Source organism: Fictibacillus arsenicus, from assembly GCF_001999465.1.
Taxonomy (GTDB): domain Bacteria; phylum Bacillota; class Bacilli; order Bacillales; family Fictibacillaceae; genus Fictibacillus; species Fictibacillus arsenicus.
In genome coordinates, this window is the sequence record NZ_MQMF01000002.1 from 480,469 (window position 1) to 497,713 (window position 17,245).

The following is a 17,245-nucleotide window of genomic DNA, read 5'->3' on the forward strand; positions in this document are numbered from 1 at the left end:
ATAGCATGTCAATGATAGGAAGAAATGATCCGTGCTATTGTGGCAGCGGAAAAAAATATAAGAAATGTTGTTTACATAAAGAAGAGCAAACACGCGAAGTATCCTTTCATCAGGAAGGACTTATCAAATTTGCCCTTGAGAACTATCAGCAGGATTTAGCAGCACGTACGTCAGAGTATGTGAAAAAATATCCGGTTGGCAAAGACCAAGAACAAACGTATGCGAACATCGCGGTTTGCTGGGAAGTTTTCTGTTCTGAGATAAAAGGCGACCAAACACCTGTTGAGCTTTATGTTGAAAAGGTGAAGAAATCAGTGAAGCCTGAAGTTGCTGAGATCTTAGCTGGCTGGACCAATACAGTGCCTTCACTTTATAAAGTTGTTGAACAAAAAACAGGCTTTATTTTTACAGTGAAAGACATCTGGACAGAGAAAGTGTACGATGTGACGATAAACGCTGCTGATAAGCCAAAAACAGACAGCGCACTGCTTGGAACACTCGTATCGAACGGCATTAATTACGAATTTTATGTCGGCTATGTAGAGATGCCAATTTCTGAATTGCCTCCATTAAAAGACGCGATTGAGAAACTGCAGCCATTAGGAGACGCAAAAGAGATTTTCAAAAATCAATTCCCCGCTGTACTGCAGCTTTCTTTAATTGATATATCGGCAGGAGTTCCGAAGCCTAAAACAGATCAAACGCAAGCTAACACTGAAAAACCTGCATCTGAAGAAAATACAGTAACTTCTGTGGAATCAGAAGAAAAGGATGAAAAGTACACAGCTGTAACAGAACTTGTGAAAGCCAATGCGGAAACAGAAGTAGTTAAAGAGGCTGAAAAACTTTGGAGTGAATATATTAACGAGTCCAAACCAGCCGTTCGTAAAGAAGAAATCTATGCAGCAGCTTTGGACTACCTTGTATCAAAAGATATAAGAGGCATAAATTCCACACAAGCTGAAACAGCTAAGAAATACGGCGTATCACCAGCAAGCCTTTCATCTCGCTATCGTGAAATGAAAGAACTATTAAGCGTATAAGCTATCATATATCTCATATTCTCCCGTCAGGACTCTCCTGGCGGGTTTTATTATGGATCACTAAAGAAAAATAAATATTTGCATTTGTAAACCTTTGTACTAATATCAATATCAGAGAGCACTTTGCTTATAACCCAAGAGATGGCTTAAAAAAGATAAACTATCCTGTTATAGCAATATGTGGAGACAAAGATGCATTGGTTGACCCTCCCCTTTTAGAGGAGCTTCACACACTAGTTAAGGGACCTTCTGAGACTCATATTATTAAAAATATGGAGCATGGCTTTCGTTTTCAACAGGAAGATAAAACAATGGTAAGAGTGAAGAAGCTGCTGAAGATCCTTCCTTCGAGACCATTGAACCCGGACGGATAAGATGTTATATCCCATTGGCTAGAGTCAAATTATAAATCGAACCGTTCAAATAATATCGCTCAATAAAAAAAGACCCATGAGAGGGTCTTTTTACATTTTATACTGAATCTTAATTTTTACGCTGCAGCCAATAATAAACTGGCAGTCCAGCTACTGTTATAAATATGGCTGTCAAACTATCAAACGGATCGTTAATCATGGTAGCTCCGACAATATACACTGAACCGATAATCGCAAAAATCGGAACGACCGGGAACAAAGGAACACTGTAAACACGAGCAGCCCCTTTATTCCGCTTACGAAGCTTAAACACCGCATAAAACGCAAAAATGTAGAAGATGTAAACAGCGAAAATCGCCATTTCTGATAGATAATCAGGATCTGTTAAAATCATCATGATGATTGCAATAACAACTTGCAAGTACGTTGCCGCGATTGGAGTACCATACTTTTCGCTGACCTTGCTAAACGTTTTTGCCATCGGAAGCTGATTTCGTTCCGCCATCGCAAACGGCACACGAGGAATCGTTAAGATTTTACCGTTTAAGCAGCCAAAGATCGATACTGCTATCCCGACCGCGATAAGTTTACCGCCTAACGGCCCAAAAAGTATTGTGGCCGCAGATGCAGCTGAGTTTTCACCAAGCCTCACGATCTCAGAAGCAGGCAGAATATGCAGCAATGCGATATTAACTAGAAGATAAGCCGCCATTACAATCAATATGCCTCCAATTATTGCTTTAGGCAACGTCTTTCCTGGATTCTTCATCTCCCCCGCTACAAATCCAACCATCAGCCAGCCATCATAGGCAAAAAGAGTTGCTAAAATAGCTGCCCCCATGCTGATCTCAACTACAGATCCGCTTGAAGAATTTAAGATCTGTTCGTTCCCCTGAGTGATCCCAAACACAATAATGAGAGCAATAGGAACAAGCTTTCCGATCGTGAATAGGTTTTGTACGAATCCGCCGTATTTTGTTCCGAAATTATTTACAATTGTAAGGAATAGTACCGTTCCGATTCCAATCCAAGGACCAAACGATTTTTCCCAAGAAAAAAGATTTGCTATCAATGAACCAAAGTATAATCCAAGAGCTCCAATAACGGCTGGACCATAGATGACCGTTTGTACCCAGCCGCTCAAATAACCCCAAAGCTTGCCGTATACTTCTTCCATGTACACATAAAGCCCGCCTGTTTTCGGAATCTGTGTCGCTACTTCAGCGATCGTAAGACCTCCTGAGAGTGTAATAAGACCGCCAAGTGACCACGCCAAAAGAGCAAGATTCGAATTCCCAGTATATTCGAGTACGCTTCCAGGCTTCATAAAAATACCTGAACCAATTACCGTTCCAATTACGATGGACATGGCTACAGAAAGCCCGATGTCTTTTTTCAATGCTGCTTCTTGACTCATGCTGTGTCCACTCCTTAGAAAACGTTTGTCCATCTGAAAAAGACTAGTGTCACTTTAACATAAACAAGTTGTTATTGTCACTGCTTTACAAAATAGACATGCAATTCAGTTTTTTGCAAAGGTTTTCTTTTTCAGAGGAAGTGGATTCCAGATCAATTTAGTTCATTTCTTCTTCTAAGCTGCTTTTTTATGAATGCTTTTTCCATGATGTCATTAAGTTGTTGTTCAAGCTCAACCTTTTTATCTAAATCTGTTACAGATCTTATTTTCTTTTTCAGCTCACGAATTCTTAATTTCTCTTCAGAAGAAAAATGCGAAGAATGAAGCAATATTCACACCTCGTTTCATGACAATGCTGCTTTTTAATAAGGATAATAGAAACAAACTTAGATAACATGGGTTGTGTCAGAAAATCTTCCACTGTATTTTTAATCATTTAATCGGCGATTTATCAAGCTGCTAACTATGAAAAACGGTTCTATCGGGAACGGCGGACCGTTAGTATTCCTTAAATCAGATATAGGCGTTTCTAGCTTAAATCAGTCATAACGAATAAAAAAAGACCTCCGTTCGGGGGTCCTTTTGTTTGTTATGGAATCATTATTCTGCGTTTTCAGTTCCTGTTTTTTCTGTGTTTGCGATGATAACTTTAACACCTTGCTGTTCGATTGCCTGGAGATGTTCGCGTACTGATTCGTTGTCAGTTATAACGGCTTCCAGGTTAGAAACCGGTCCAACTTTCGCAAAGGCATTAATTCCGATTTTATGGTGCGGAAAAAGACCAATACTCTTCCTGGACACAGAGCCAACTGCCTTCATAAAAGCAGCAGCTTCAGGTGTAGCGGTACTTATTCCGCGTTCAGATATTCCGCCGCCTGTTGCGAACGTGAGGTCAAATGAATATTGACTGACAAGCTGTGTTGCAAGAGCATCTGTCATATTGCCGGAATTCTTCACTTTTCCACCGATTAGGTATAAATCGATGTTCTCCCGCTCACGCAAAGCTTCAGCGATTTTTAATGAATTTGTAACGATCGTGAGTGGAACTGCAGGTAAATATTTGAGCAGAACATAATGGATAGATGCTCCACCGATAAAAAGTGTATCTCCCGCTTGAATCCATTTTGCTGCTTCTTTCGCAATGGCATTCTCGTGTTCTGAACCTTCTGTGTAGCGTTTTGCCGGAGCAGCAGGACCTTTCTTCACCTCTGTCACAGGTATTGCACCGCCATGTGTTCGTTTAACGAGCCCTTTATCTTCTAAAGTTGAAAGGTCACGGCGTATCGAATCAATTGAAACTTGGAGGATATCTGATAACTCTTTTGCAAGAACACGACCTTCATTTTTTAACACTTCTAAGATCTTTTCTCTTCTTTCTTCAGAAAACATAATAATTTTCCTCCATTACCTCTTATTTCCACGTAGTACTTTAATCATATGCCGTATTGCGCTTGTTTGTCAAACAATGTTTGCATGTTTTTTCCTGTTTCAGCTTTTATACAATTAAAACAAGCAAAAACAAGCATCTTAACAGCGCCTGTTTCTGCTTGTTTTTAAGATTCATATGTTCAATTAAAATAATCACATATTTTTTAACACTCATCACAAAAAAATCGAGGTAATCATATAAAAATGCTTCATGATCACATAATTTAACAAAATCATACATTATGTCTTTCTGACAAATACAAATCTTCAATTTGTATTTGTCTGGGGTCAGACCCCCTGCCTTAATCTTCTACCTTGATCAGGAAGAGACGCTCATGGAACCGCCCATGCTTCTTCGCCTTCTCCTGCCTGATTTCATCCAGTTCTCTTAGTGTAAGATGGTGCACTTTCGTAAGCGAAATTAAAATTTCAAACAAACCTGCCAGTTCTTCTGCTGCGTCACTTTCATTCACAGCTTCACGGTACTCTTTCACACCCTCAGCGAGCTTTTTCTTTAATTCACTTTCAAACTCTTTATCTCCTAGAATGCGGAATGTCCCCTTTTTTCCTGCAAGTTCAAGCAATTCTGGTATCTTATCACGGACTAATTTATTGTAATACGCCATTTACTTTTTTCCCTTCCAGCAATTTCGGTTCATCTAAATGTCAATCGAATTATCTTAATTCAATGTATTCATCAATTAAGCTTTTTAGCAGAAACAACTGTTAAAAATATTAATGCGATCATCCCGAAGACTGGATACAAATAATGCAGCAATTCTGCATAGCCAACCTGGCTCAGCAAATAGCTTCCCAGCATCAAGGGAATGAGTATCGCATTGCTTGATAATCTTATATTCTTTCTAAGTGAGCCCGCTAGGCCAAATAAATTCCCGATCAGTGTAGAGAAGATCTCACCATAGATTACGAGAACAAAAAAGTAATGTACCATGATTCCGAGACCGCCAACTATTTCTGCGATCGGAATCTCATAGCTTAGCACACGCGGAACTGAATAAAGGACATAATGGCTGTTTAGCAAGATAAACGTCAGACCTATTCCGCCTATGAACCCTCCCCATTTGATCACTGATTCGTCAGCTGCTTCCCGCGAAAGAGGAACAAGCACGGCCTGAGCCAAGGTTAAGTTAAAAGCTGCGTAAGTAAAGGGGCTGACAATCCATTTCCATCCACCAGTAAAATCCTCGGCAACAAGAAGCTGCCGTCCTCCAGAATCAAACATCGATAAAGACAATATCATTGAAAACAAGATCATAATCGGAACAATCAAAGAGTTGGTCCACAAAATTCCATCTATTCCTTTTTTCATAACTAAATACGTCACGATAAGTGTTAAGATAACTCCTGCCTGAAATGGCAGATGAAGCTGTTCACGAAACAATGCCCCTGTTCCCGACAGCATGACACCCGTTACCCCAAAAAGCATGATGAGCATTAAGATGTTCACAACTCGAGATGCTGCTGTTCCAAATAGATAATGATTCATTTCATCAAATGAAGATGCTCCAATTCTCCTCGCCATAATCATCAGCTTTGTCCCAATTACGATAAAAAGGAACCCGCTTATCAGAATGCCAGCAAATCCAGCTGACCCGTATTTCGTAAAGAACTCAACGATCTCTCTTCCCGTAGCAAATCCGGCACCTACAACAGTGCCGATGTAAGTGGCGGCAATCTGTAATATTTGTTTTATCCGTCCACTCATGCTCTCACCTCCATGCCCTATATCTTTACAAACATATGCATGGACAAGAGTTTTAGAAGAAAAAGAAAAACAGCAAGGAATCTTCTCCCTACTGTTTGAAATATTGCTTATCAAATTTGCAATGCCTCGCTGCACTCCTGAATTATCACACGATTCTTTCCCTGGCGCTTAGCAACATAAAGACTGTTATCTGCCCCTTCAAAAAACGCCTGTTTGTGCATGCCTGTCCGGTACGTTTGCAATCCTGCACTTATTGTTACACTTTCCTCCAAGATTTCAGGGTGCTCCAGACTTTGTACAACGGCTCTAATATTCTCAAGAATTCTAAAAGCCTTATCTTCATCAACATCATTTAGTATAACGACAAACTCTTCCCCGCCGTATCGGGCGACAAAATCATCTGTCGATACATTTTCCTTTATGGCAGCTGCAATTTTTTTTAAGACGATATCTCCCATTCCATGACCATATGTATCGTTTACTTTCTTAAAATTATCGATATCGATAACAGCTAAGTGGAGCGGATAATGATACGTATCAGCTTGCAGAAGCAACACATCCATGTATTCGTAGAATGCCATATGATTATACAAGCCCGTTAGCGCATCGGTTTTCACTTGTTTTTCCATGATTGTAGACTTAACCATCAGCTCTTGGTGTTCAGCTTGGGCTTTTATTAAATGCTGCCCAATTTCATATCCCCTGCTCATGATGCCGATACAGATCGTTGTGGATGTCAGCAAGATGCACGCCATCGAGAGCTGTGCCATAACATCATTTAGATCTCTTACAATAGGATGAAAAGCAGATAATCCTAAGTAAATTATCAGACTGATTCCAAATGAGAGCCAGATCTTCTTTTTATCAAAATATATAGTAGAAATCAGCATCGGAAAGAATAAACAAGCATACATCACATACATCTCGGAGTGTACACCTACTAAGATTCCTGAGATTAAATTAGCTGATCCGATAATAATATAGTCAGTGTATTTACCCTGCTTTCTATAACCCCATTCTGCGATAAAAGCCGCCATTGATAGAAGAAGCGTAGGTAATAATACGTATTCTAAATAAAATTCCTTTAATGGCCTCTCTGTAAAAAAGCTGTTGATTACCTCAACGCACACTGACACAAAGACAATCACCCAAAAAACGTTAATAATTTTCCGGTTCCAAGCGATGTGATTTAAGTGTGCAGGCAGGCGAGTCATTCCCAATTCATTCACCCCATCTACACGGTTACCTCATCATTATAACATTATTTTCCTTCAAGTCTGTTGTTGTGGATATAAAAATATTTTATCGTCTATGTCTCTTTTTCGGATAACAAAACGATTTATAAAATGAAACGCACAGCCAGAGTGAACTCAGCTGTGCGGCAATTTTATTTTAATTTTACACGTTTCTTTTTAGGTAACTTATCGAGAAGCCAGCCTCTTCCCACTTCACAAAATCGAATTGGCATTTCAAGGGTTGCCAGTATCTTATCCTTTCCATGAATGGTGAGCAGTCCTGTTTCATCGTTTACTTCTTCGACAACTGCGTTTTCTGTTCCAGAGAGCGGAAACGCCCATTTGTTGTTCCCTGAGTCTTTAATTTTAATCATTCTTCCGTCACAAGATACTTTGTGGCAATGTGGAGGCAAGCCTAACGTAATTTTGTTCATTGCATTTCTTTCCTCCCTTTCCGGATTTGTTTCATTGTAACAGATATAGTGCGTGTCTGACTCGTTATTTTTTAAATTTTTTGACTATTTAACACATTTGAAATAAAGCTTCTAAAAAATAGGAGGACAAGCATTAGGCATCCGCCATTTCAGGTGATGAGCAACAAGCATATACTACATTAGTGGGAGACAAGGGAGGAATTTAAAGTGGAAAGATGGTCGATGTTTTACCACATGGCCGTTGTTTCTTTAGGAGCGTTTTCGAGCTTCCTGTTTGGAACACCAAGCCTTTTATTCAAAACATTAGTTCTATTCGTAGTACTGGATTACATCACGGGAATGGCAGCATCAGCATATGAAGGAAAATTGAACAGCAAGGTTGGCTTTAAGGGAATATTAAAAAAGGTGATGGTTTTTGCAATAGTTGCAGTAGCCCATTCTCTCGATCAATTATTAGGCGGCTTATATATTCAGTCCGCCACAATCTTTTTTTATTTATCAAATGAATTATTATCTATGATTGAAAATGCAGGCAGGTTGAATGTTCCTATACCGCCTTTCATAAAAAATGCCGTTTCCCTATTAAGACAGAGAAGCGGCACGAACAACAAAAAATAATTAAATGGAGTAAAACTGTGAAATCTTTTTTGCAATTTCATTCGCATTGATCTGGTACTCTCCAGCATCGATGCGTTTTTTAATATCCAAAAGTTTCTTTTCTCTAATGTTTAGCTGAGCATGATCGTTCAATGCTTTTGCCTCATTTGATATGTAAAGTTCGTCTTTGGCAAATGACGGAGGCTTAACAGAAGGCTGCTGATACATTTTGTTTACATCGTATTTTCTTTGTACCGGTTGTTGTCCATCAATTCTCATGATTTCACCTCTCCTGTGTGATTAAAAGTCCCAAGCCATTTCCATGAACTATCCTGATCCAGATTGTCCAGCAATCGAAAGAACAACTCTTGACCGGATGTATCCCACTTCAATTCGAATTCATTTCCATTTTCTTTATCCTTGCAAAAGGAATGAATCCATTTGGAAGTAAACAAGTAAGGCGTAAAATGTTCAAAGTCCAATAGATGTTTCTCTAACCATTGAATAACATCATCGTGTGTAAGTTTCTGCATCTTAGATCGTCCTTTGTTTATGGTTCGTCATTACCTGTGTCTATATGTTTCGGGTATGTCATATGTTTTATGAGGATAGACCGAAAAAATATTTACAGAAAATTCGAACCTCTTGTTGTGTTTGTATCTTACAGAAAATTACCCTAACTATACTTCCCTCTAAACCTCTTTCCTTCTGCTAAACTAGTTTAAGGTCTATAATAAAAGAAGGTTGTTTAAGAGATTGTTGCTTTCAACTCATTTCTTCATCGACAAGTTGATAGAAGTGCAAGGTGCGTGCCTACCACCTGAGATGCTTCTCGCAAGGCATGTGACGAGGAAGCTCACACCGGTAGCATTTACTTGTAGACGCAGGAGCAAGGATACTTCCATGAAGCGGGACAGGTGAGACTCCTAACGGCGCAAAGCGCACAGGAGGCTCACCGCACACCCCGCGGAACAGTGAGCATCCTGATACGGATATCAACTACTTTCAAAAACAACAATGTATACTAAAACAGATTAATAGAAATACATAACAGTAGGTGTTCTCATGAAATTAACATTTTCATCACTTCAATGGATGGTCTTTATATTAGCAGGCAGTCTCGTAGCACCGATTGCGATCGGTGATGCATTCGGTATGACACAAGCGGAAACAGCAGACCTTCTGCAGCGCTCCTTTTTTATCATTGGACTCTCTGCTATTCTACAAGTCTTGTTCGGTCATAAACTTCCAATTAACGAAGGACCAGCTGGATTATGGTGGGGAGTTTTTACAGTATACGCAGGCATTGTTGCATCAGGAGCATTGACAGCAGCCGATGGATTACAGCAGCTGACAGCTGGTATGCTGATCAGCGGAATTCTATTTTTTCTTCTTGGTGCTTTTCGTATCATCACTTCAGTCAGAGCACTCTTTACTCCTCTTGTAACAGGAACATATCTTATATTACTCGTTTCACAATTGAGCGGTTCTTTTATAAAAGGAATGCTTGGGATCGGATATCTGCAGGAAAGTGCCGATGCAAAAGTTGCAGCTGCATCCCTATTTATCCTTGTACTATCTATCGTTCTCGGAAAATCTAGAGTACGATGGCTGAGGAGTTATTCCATCCTAATCTCACTAATATTGGGATGGGGACTGTTTAAACTATTAAACTTAACAAAGGATACGATGCAATCATCTAAAGTGGTCGCGTTTCCTGAATGGCTGGCGTGGGGAATGCCGGAGTTATCAGGAGGTGCAATTCTTACCTCCCTTTTTGTAGGGCTATTATTACTGACAAATATGGTAGCCAGCATCAACGTGGTAGAAAAAGCGTATGAGTCTGAAAATGAAAAATTCGAACCGATCAACTATAACCGCTCGTCTATCATTATGGGACTGAATACGTGGATCGCAGGTCTGTTTTCGGCCGTAGGCAGTGTACCGATATCTGGTGCTTCAGGGTTCATTTTAACTACAAAGATGTTTAGCCGACTAGCTTTCATTTTGGGAAATGCGTTCATAATAATCATCAGCTTTTTCCCGCCGCTCACCTTTTTCTTTGCAGGCATTCCAGCACCGGTAGGATATGCGACCATATTTCTTCCCTTCTCCAGCATGATTGGTCTTGCGTTCAGAGAATATAAATCAGAGCTAAAATCTGATACAAATCTATTTATTATTAGTACATCACTCATGGTTGGGATCGGCAGTCTGTTTATTCCTGCCGCAGCTCTGAAAGAATGGCCGAGTATTATCGTAACTCTTTTGAGCAACGGGCTGATTATGGGAATGCTGACTTGCATAGCTTTAGAACAATTTTACAAACGAAAGAACGCAAAGAAAAAACAGCATTAATAAAATCAGGGCTCCCACTTAAAGGAGCCCTTTCTTATTTGACTGAAACAGGAATATCAGCGTAAAATTCTTTAATCGTATGAATAAGTTCCTTTTCATGGTCGTACATCATTAAGTGAGTTGTTCCTGGAATGATGGCCTTTCTGCAAAAAGGAAGAACCTTTGAAGCTTTTTCAATGAATCTCTCTTTTTTATCCAAATTTCCTTCTGTTTCAGCTGGCAAGAACAAGACTGGACATTTTACCTTCTCATACCAGGTTAAAAAGTTCGTGTAATAAATTTCTGCGATAATCTTTTCCATCGTCGTACCTGTTGTGCGAGGTCCGACATTTCCGTTTTCTTTTACACGAGGTACATAATTCTCGACATAATAGGCACGTGCTTCGTTCCACGGTTTCCAGTTTTCTTTATAATAATCCTTATACGCTTCTACAGAGTCATACTCAGGATCTAATTGATCTCTAAACTTTGAGATATGCTCTTCAAAAGATTCCTCATACTTTCCATCTTCACCTGTCTCATTAACGAGAGCACCTTCAGAAGCAACGAGTGATATTACCCGCTGAGTACGTGTTGAAGCAAAATAAACACCCACCATACTTCCATAAGAACTTCCAACAAGATGAGCGCTTTTAATCGAAAAGAAATCCATTACTGCCTCAAGATCTCTCGCTGTATCTTCAAAGGTATAGCCGTTCTCTGGCTGATCTGAGAGTCCGTGTCCTCTCAAGTCATAGGTGACAACCCGGTATTTGTCCAAAAAGTGTGGGATGACCGGATGCCATAAGGGTGCACTTCCACCTAAATAATGAAGGAAAATCAAAGCCTCTCCTGATCCTCCATGATCGTATGCAGCAATCTTTGTTCCGTCATGCGACGTTAGCTCATAATTATCCGCTTTAATGTTCATTAATTTACCTCTTCCTTTTTTCTTTTTTGGAGATGTAGTTCCTTACTCTCTCACCTTTTTTAATTGAAGGGCTCATAATTCATCATACTTATACTCATTTCTTCATCATTCACCCGGTTCCTTCCCTTCCTGAACAGTATTTGCTATAATTTTACAAAACGTGGAGGTGTCTATGGAACATAAAAGAGCAGACAGACCCGATTGGAAAAGAGTCACAGAACGAACCTTTGAAGTCGTTCATAAAGAAGACGGCTGCTTTAAAGGCAAAGTAACTGTGATTCATCTAAAAAAAGTGTCAGAACCACTCGTTGTTCAGTACAAAAATCATGAGGTTTGTATTGCTGACAATGGCTATACATGGCTGCAGCACTTTCCAGAAGAAAAAAAATATACGATAACTACTGTTTTGGATCAAAATGGAGACACCGTTCAATTCTATATTGACATGTGCAAAGAGCACGGCGTTGACGAAGAAGGAATCCCTTGGTTTTTAGATCTTGATTTAGATATCGTGATATTGCCCGATAAAGAAATTTTCATCCTTGATGATAATGAATTAATGGAAGCCTTTGATAAAGGAGCCATATCAAAAGAAGAGATGAAACTCGCGCATAAAACGGCAGAAGAAATAATTTCTCAATATAAAAATGGTGATTTCGAAGATCTTCAGATATGTGAAAAACACTCAACAGAGTGGCTGCGAGAGAAGAAATTTGCAAAATAAAAAAACCAGAGGACTGATCCTCTGGTTTTTCATATAGCCGGCTGATTCTTTTCTAAGAATCGTTCTGCGTCTTCTACTTCATCAAGAACTTGTGAACCGATGATGCCTTCTTCTTCGTCTAAATAAGTAACTTGAAAATATCCTCCCTCACCTTGGGGAACATAACGCATTCTAACGAGTTCTTTTTGCTGATCTTCTTCTCTCCAAAACTCTAATTCTTGTTCCGGTTCTCTCATCAGCTTTTCTATTTGATTATTTACCATGTTTTTATGACACCTCTAAATGATCTTATTATGAATGTTTTTTTCATTTTTCCCTTAAAACAAAACCTCTAAACCATTAACAGTATCCGACATTTCCTGGGGAATATTGTCTATGCATTATTGGATATAGTGCGATGATCTTACCCATTTCGCCAAAACTTCCTTTGTACTTAAAATTTCAGCAAATTCCCCGTGCAAATGCGACAAAGCTGACTCATGTACATCTTGAGCTGAAAATTTTCTTCCATTATAGGAAGTTAAAGCAAAAGCAGCCGTTCCATCGTGCACGAGAGAAACGCCATATCCGTAGTTTGAAGCCATCCTTACAGTAGTTGATACACAATGATTTGTCGTCAAACCTACAATTATAAGCTGCTGAATACCTTGTTTATCCAGCTCGTCTTTTAATGCTGTTCCAATAAAAGCACTATTTACACTTTTAATAAAAAGAGGTTCGTTCTCTTTAGGTTCAAATCCTGTTTTCAGCTGATAACCTAACTTGGTCGGATGCAAAGGTGCATTCTCATTTTCCGACTGGTGTTGAACATGAAATACGGGTAAATTCGTGTTTCTAAATGCATCTATCAATGTAAGCATATTAACTTCGGCATTTGGGTTGTTTCGTTCTCCCCAAAAATCTACATCATCAAAACCTTTTTGAACATCAATGATAAGCAAACACGCTTTTTTCACGGACTTGGCTCCTTTAGCAGATGATAGTTACAGCCTTTAAAGTACTGTTCGATAAACTTTTTACATTTCCTTCCGTAATAATCTAATTCATGTACTCATATCCTTGAAGAAAAGATAGACAAGCACAGCCCTCGGGAGGAGTAAGTTTGAGCGAGTTTTGGGTTTTAAGTTTTCATTTTATGATGCTTGGGATCAGTCTAGCAGTTCCAGTTGGCCCGATTAAACTCGAGATGATCAAACGCGGATTATCAGGGGGGTTCTGGCCATCTTGGCTCGTTGGATTAGGAGCAGCAAGTGCTGATTTCATTTTTATGCTTATCATTTTTTTAGGTCTTTCCCCCTTCTTGCAGAACACCTTCGTACAAACCACAATGTTAGTTATTGGAATCATCATGCTCATGGTCTTAGGAATTTCAACGATTAGAACTGCTTGGTTACAACAAAGATTTCTTGCAGGAAATGAAGAGAAACCAGAACAAAAGCCTTATTGGACAGGTTTTTTACTCGCATTAATGAATCCTTTTAATTTCTTGTTTTGGTTTGGCATTTATGGAGGAACACTTCAAAATATTCCTAGTGATACTGAATGGTGGGTTAATGCATACTTAAGTTTGTTTATTATTGTGGGCATTATATTATGGAATATTAATGTTGCTTTTACCGTTCATTTTTTTCGTACACTTATTAATGAAATAACCGTTAGAGTGATGACAGGATTAGCAGGGGCAGGTTTACTTGGTTTCGCTTGTCATTTATTTATTCAGCTATTAAAAAGTATTTGAAAACAGCCTATGTATCTTTAACATAGGCTGTTCATTGATTTTATTTATCGTACTTATCCCGGTCTAACTGTCTTTCTTCTTCTCGATCCAGCTCTTCCTCGTACTCTTCATGTTTACGGTTTTGTACAACATTTCTCTCATTCCCAGTTATATCCGTTGTTACAAAACCTTCATAGTTTTCTACATAGCCATCATCATCATCAGAGTCTTCATACATTTCGTTATAGTCATGTTTTTCAGGGTCTGTGAAGTCTGATGGAGTTTCACTTGTTCCGTACTTTGCTACGGATTGCCAAGTATCTTCCGAGTCAAAGAAAGTGGCATCTTTTCCATCGTTGCTTCTTCTCGAATAATCCGGACCAGATACCGCTTCCTCTACTGGCCTGTCATCTGATGAGTGCTGACCAGGGCTGTGTTCCTTGCAGTAAAGTGTAGATGGAATAGCTTCCAATCGTTCTTTTAAGATATCTTCTCCGCAAGTTTTACATATACCGTACTTACCTCTTTCAATACTATTAAGTGCTGCATCAATATCCTCCAGTTCTTTCTCATGGAGGTCGTTTAATGCTATGTCTTTTTCTTTTTCAAACAGCTCTGTTCCAAGATCTCCTGGATGATTATCATAGTTTGATAACTCCCCCGTAGATTCTTTAGGAAATTCCGAATCACTTCCAAAAGAATCGTTTCTCTCTCTCATATCTTTTATCTCTTTTTTTCGAGCAACTAAAATTTGTTTAAAATGGTCCATTTCTTGTGTAGTTAATGACATTATTCTAGCTCCCTTCCTGCATCCGTATACCATTTCATACCCGTTTTCCTCAGAAATTATCCATCCCGTGTATTTTGTACATTTCACACGCATGCTATACTTTAAAGAATTCTCCCCCTATGAGCCCGCATCGTCCTTCCATTTGCACCTTTTAGCTAAAATAAATGCAAAAAAATACGATATTTATAATATGAAAGGTCAAAAACCTACAAAAAATGTAATAAAGTGTAGAAAAATAGCTTTTTTTCCAAGTTTTTGTAAGGTATGCTATTAATATCTTTTTAAAAGTAATAGCAAGAAGGCGGGTGAAGAATTGACTGTACATGAACAATTTGAAAGACGTTTATTAAAGAATTATGTAATTGGTTCAACTGCTGCGGTTTTAGGAGTTGGCGGCGTCTTTCTATTCACCACGCTCCGTTTTTCGGTTAAAGAAATCTTTGTATTATGCGGTATACTTGTATCTTCCTGCATGATCATGTTTTTATTAGAATACCTGTTCTTTCGAATGCATACTTCTGTGTTTCGTACATATTTCAGTAAAAAACTGCCATCGCTGCCGTTAGCGGAAAAAGCTTATTTTCATGCGCATCATTTCCCTATCCGGACAGTGAAGCGGATCCTAGGTCCTCATCTTTTTGGCCTATCTATCCCGGCGGTGTGTTTAACAGCTGCAGCTATTTACTTTGAATACTTAACTTTACCTTATTACTACATATATCTTGCCTCACTTGGCGCGATCTTAGTTGCCGGTATGCATGCGATCATTGAATTCTTTTTAACAACAAAAGCTGTTCAGCCTGTTTTAAGAAATATTCAAGAGAAAACGCTGAAAGACCATGGTGTAATTTTATCTTTAGCAACTTCCAGACATATTTCTATCCAGCGTAAAATTCAGTGGAGCACACTTTTTATCGGGACATTTCCACTTTTATTGTTTGCTTTGGCAAATCAGGTGAGGCTGTATCAGCTTTCATCTCCTGTTAACGGTTCTTACTGGAGTTGGGCATTCTTCGTACTGCTTATTGGTATCTCTTTTGCTATCTTTGGTGCGTATCTTCTTTTTAAGGATATACAGCAGCCCATGAACGAACTTCAAGCGGGAATGTATGAAGTACGCACAGGCAACTCAAACGCAAGAGTAGATGATCTTTATTCGGACGAGTTTTCAAAGCTTATAAAAGGATTCAACCATATGGCCCGAGCCATTCAGTCTCGTGAACATGAAAACAAACAATTGCTTGAGAGCTTTTTTGCGACGATGGCGGCAACGTTGGATGCTAGAGATCCATATACAGCAGGTCATAGTCTCCGCGTTGCAGACTATGCAATGAAAATCGGTCAGATGGCTGGTCTTCCTTTTCAGCAGCTTCTGCAGCTCAGGAAAGCTGCACTGCTTCATGATATCGGCAAAATCGGAATACCTGATATCGTTCTATTAAAAGAAGAGAAACTCACCCCAGAGGAATTTGAACAAATAAAAAAGCACCCTGTAATCGGAGCAGATATACTTGCACAGGTTCAGCCGTTTAATGCGATGAAGCCTCTGCTTCCTGGTGTTCGTTATCATCATGAAAGGTATGATGGGAACGGCTATCCTGAACAGCTTACAGGAGAGGATATTCCCATTTTCGGAAGGATTATTGCAGTGGCAGATGCTTATGATGCCATGACTTCCGATCGTCCATACCGAAAAGGAATGACACATGAAAAAGCTTTGGCGATCTTAGAAGACGGAAAAGGTACACAGTGGGACCCTTATTTAACACAGCTTTTTATAGATGAAATGAAACTTAAATCTATTTCATAAAAAGGAGGTGCTTTTATGAGCACGTATGATAATTTCCCTGTAATTGAAACAGAGAGACTTAAACTACGGCCCGTTTTGCAGTCTGATATAGCTGAGATTTTCTCCACATTTTCAGATGCAGAGGCACTTCAATACTACGGTATGGAACCTTTGAAGTCGGAAGAAGAGGCTTTTTCACTTATTGAAGCTTTTGAAAAAGGTTTTAAATCTGGAAGTGCTATTCGATGGGGAATCGTTCTCCAAGGTGAGGATAAACTGATCGGTACGTGCGGCTTTCATAATTGGAGCAAGTCAGATCAGCGTACAGAGGTAGGATATGAGCTCAACCGGGAATTTTGGCATAAAGGCTTTATGAACGAAGCTTTACGAGCAATTATTCATTATGGTTTTAATGGAATGGAATTTAACCGGATCGCAGCTACGATCAGACCAGAGAATTCCTCTTCAAGAGCACTGGTTGAGAAGCTCGGGTTTAATCAAGAGGCATTATTAAAAGAGTACCAAAAAGCAGACGGTGAATTTTACGATATGTATGTGTATTCCCTATTAAAAAGAAATGCAGATCTATATTAAAGAAGCTATGATTACAGATAGCTTCTTTTTTGTTTCACTATTTAAAATGCCTCATTGCTGCATGTTTCGAAAACTTCTTCAGGAGGAATGAAAAGAAAAAGGAGGTTTT

The 17,245-nt window shown here is 39.2% G+C and carries 21 protein-coding genes; 8 read left to right on the forward strand and 13 right to left on the reverse strand.

What is annotated here, in order from left to right:
• Positions 1 to 5 precede the first annotated feature (5 nt).
• Both UN64_RS09525 and UN64_RS20870 read left to right on the forward strand, forming a co-directional pair.
• Positions 6 to 1,043, forward strand: coding sequence for a YecA family protein (locus UN64_RS09525; protein ID WP_216352794.1), 1,038 nt, complete (start codon positions 6 to 8; stop codon positions 1,041 to 1,043).
• Positions 1,044 to 1,240: 197 nt separating this feature from the next.
• A complete protein-coding gene (locus tag UN64_RS20870) occupies positions 1,241 to 1,417 on the forward strand; it encodes a hypothetical protein (protein WP_171978849.1) in 177 nt (58 codons plus the stop codon).
• Positions 1,418 to 1,526: 109 nt separating this feature from the next.
• On the opposite strand, the gene UN64_RS09530 is transcribed toward UN64_RS20870, so the two are convergent.
• From UN64_RS09530 to UN64_RS09560, 7 genes are all read right to left on the reverse strand, one after another.
• Complete coding sequence (locus tag UN64_RS09530) at positions 1,527 to 2,834, reverse strand: APC family permease (protein ID WP_077362072.1); 1,308 nt, start codon at positions 2,832 to 2,834, stop codon at positions 1,527 to 1,529.
• Positions 2,835 to 2,986: 152 nt separating this feature from the next.
• Entirely contained in the window at positions 2,987 to 3,163 is a 177-nt protein-coding gene (locus UN64_RS20875; RefSeq protein ID WP_171978850.1) for a hypothetical protein, read from the reverse strand.
• 271 nt (positions 3,164 to 3,434) lie between these two features.
• Positions 3,435 to 4,223: a DeoR/GlpR family DNA-binding transcription regulator gene (locus tag UN64_RS09535; protein WP_077362074.1), complete on the reverse strand. Its 789-nt coding sequence runs from the start codon at positions 4,221 to 4,223 to the stop codon at positions 3,435 to 3,437.
• A 341-nt stretch (positions 4,224 to 4,564) separates the two neighbouring features.
• The gene (locus UN64_RS09545; protein ID WP_077362078.1) at positions 4,565 to 4,888 is read right to left on the reverse strand and encodes a nucleoside triphosphate pyrophosphohydrolase; all 324 of its coding nucleotides are present in this window, start codon (positions 4,886 to 4,888) and stop codon (positions 4,565 to 4,567) included.
• Positions 4,889 to 4,959: 71 nt separating this feature from the next.
• Positions 4,960 to 5,988, reverse strand: coding sequence for a YkvI family membrane protein (locus UN64_RS09550; RefSeq protein WP_077362080.1), 1,029 nt, complete (start codon positions 5,986 to 5,988; stop codon positions 4,960 to 4,962).
• A 110-nt stretch (positions 5,989 to 6,098) separates the two neighbouring features.
• Positions 6,099 to 7,124 carry a GGDEF domain-containing protein gene (locus tag UN64_RS09555; RefSeq protein WP_171978851.1) on the reverse strand — a complete coding sequence of 342 codons (1,026 nt, stop codon included), beginning with the start codon at positions 7,122 to 7,124 and terminating at the stop codon, positions 6,099 to 6,101.
• Between the two features lie 251 nt (positions 7,125 to 7,375).
• Positions 7,376 to 7,657: a hypothetical protein gene (locus UN64_RS09560; protein WP_077362084.1), complete on the reverse strand. Its 282-nt coding sequence runs from the start codon at positions 7,655 to 7,657 to the stop codon at positions 7,376 to 7,378.
• Positions 7,658 to 7,864: 207 nt separating this feature from the next.
• Between UN64_RS09560 and UN64_RS09565 the strand changes: the two genes are divergently transcribed.
• Positions 7,865 to 8,275: a phage holin family protein gene (locus tag UN64_RS09565; RefSeq protein WP_245801996.1), complete on the forward strand. Its 411-nt coding sequence runs from the start codon at positions 7,865 to 7,867 to the stop codon at positions 8,273 to 8,275.
• Here UN64_RS09565 and UN64_RS09570 read toward each other — a convergent pair whose 3' ends face one another.
• The gene (locus UN64_RS09570; protein ID WP_066288333.1) at positions 8,276 to 8,533 is read right to left on the reverse strand and encodes a flagellar biosynthesis anti-sigma factor FlgM; all 258 of its coding nucleotides are present in this window, start codon (positions 8,531 to 8,533) and stop codon (positions 8,276 to 8,278) included.
• Positions 8,530 to 8,787, reverse strand: coding sequence for a hypothetical protein (locus tag UN64_RS09575; RefSeq protein ID WP_077362086.1), 258 nt, complete (start codon positions 8,785 to 8,787; stop codon positions 8,530 to 8,532). The genes UN64_RS09570 and UN64_RS09575 overlap by 4 nt, the downstream gene beginning before the upstream one ends.
• 532 nt (positions 8,788 to 9,319) lie before the next feature.
• Between UN64_RS09575 and UN64_RS09580 the strand changes: the two genes are divergently transcribed.
• A complete protein-coding gene (locus UN64_RS09580) occupies positions 9,320 to 10,612 on the forward strand; it encodes a purine/pyrimidine permease (protein WP_077362088.1) in 1,293 nt (430 codons plus the stop codon).
• 34 nt (positions 10,613 to 10,646) lie between these two features.
• On the opposite strand, the gene UN64_RS09585 is transcribed toward UN64_RS09580, so the two are convergent.
• Positions 10,647 to 11,522, reverse strand: a complete 876-nt coding sequence (locus tag UN64_RS09585) for an alpha/beta fold hydrolase (protein ID WP_077362090.1) — start codon at positions 11,520 to 11,522, stop codon at positions 10,647 to 10,649.
• Positions 11,523 to 11,694: 172 nt separating this feature from the next.
• Here UN64_RS09585 and UN64_RS09590 point away from each other — a divergent pair, with 172 nt between their 5' ends.
• Positions 11,695 to 12,246 carry a ribonuclease FAU-1 family protein gene (locus tag UN64_RS09590; protein ID WP_077362092.1) on the forward strand — a complete coding sequence of 184 codons (552 nt, stop codon included), beginning with the start codon at positions 11,695 to 11,697 and terminating at the stop codon, positions 12,244 to 12,246.
• 29 nt (positions 12,247 to 12,275) lie between these two features.
• On the opposite strand, the gene UN64_RS09595 is transcribed toward UN64_RS09590, so the two are convergent.
• Together UN64_RS09595 and UN64_RS09600 are read right to left on the reverse strand one after the other, a co-directional pair.
• Positions 12,276 to 12,509, reverse strand: coding sequence for a hypothetical protein (locus tag UN64_RS09595; protein ID WP_077362094.1), 234 nt, complete (start codon positions 12,507 to 12,509; stop codon positions 12,276 to 12,278).
• A 117-nt stretch (positions 12,510 to 12,626) separates the two neighbouring features.
• Positions 12,627 to 13,202 carry a cysteine hydrolase family protein gene (locus tag UN64_RS09600; protein WP_077362096.1) on the reverse strand — a complete coding sequence of 192 codons (576 nt, stop codon included), beginning with the start codon at positions 13,200 to 13,202 and terminating at the stop codon, positions 12,627 to 12,629.
• A gap of 146 nt (positions 13,203 to 13,348) precedes the next feature.
• Between UN64_RS09600 and UN64_RS09605 the strand changes: the two genes are divergently transcribed.
• The gene (locus UN64_RS09605) at positions 13,349 to 13,984 is read left to right on the forward strand and encodes a LysE family transporter (RefSeq protein WP_077362098.1); all 636 of its coding nucleotides are present in this window, start codon (positions 13,349 to 13,351) and stop codon (positions 13,982 to 13,984) included.
• Between the two features lie 40 nt (positions 13,985 to 14,024).
• On the opposite strand, the gene UN64_RS09610 is transcribed toward UN64_RS09605, so the two are convergent.
• Positions 14,025 to 14,753: a TraR/DksA C4-type zinc finger protein gene (locus UN64_RS09610; RefSeq protein WP_171978852.1), complete on the reverse strand. Its 729-nt coding sequence runs from the start codon at positions 14,751 to 14,753 to the stop codon at positions 14,025 to 14,027.
• Positions 14,754 to 15,066: 313 nt separating this feature from the next.
• Between UN64_RS09610 and UN64_RS09615 the strand changes: the two genes are divergently transcribed.
• Positions 15,067 to 16,563: an HD-GYP domain-containing protein gene (locus UN64_RS09615; protein WP_077362102.1), complete on the forward strand. Its 1,497-nt coding sequence runs from the start codon at positions 15,067 to 15,069 to the stop codon at positions 16,561 to 16,563.
• A gap of 15 nt (positions 16,564 to 16,578) precedes the next feature.
• Positions 16,579 to 17,136 carry a GNAT family N-acetyltransferase gene (locus tag UN64_RS09620; protein WP_077362104.1) on the forward strand — a complete coding sequence of 186 codons (558 nt, stop codon included), beginning with the start codon at positions 16,579 to 16,581 and terminating at the stop codon, positions 17,134 to 17,136.
• Positions 17,137 to 17,245 lie beyond the last annotated feature (109 nt).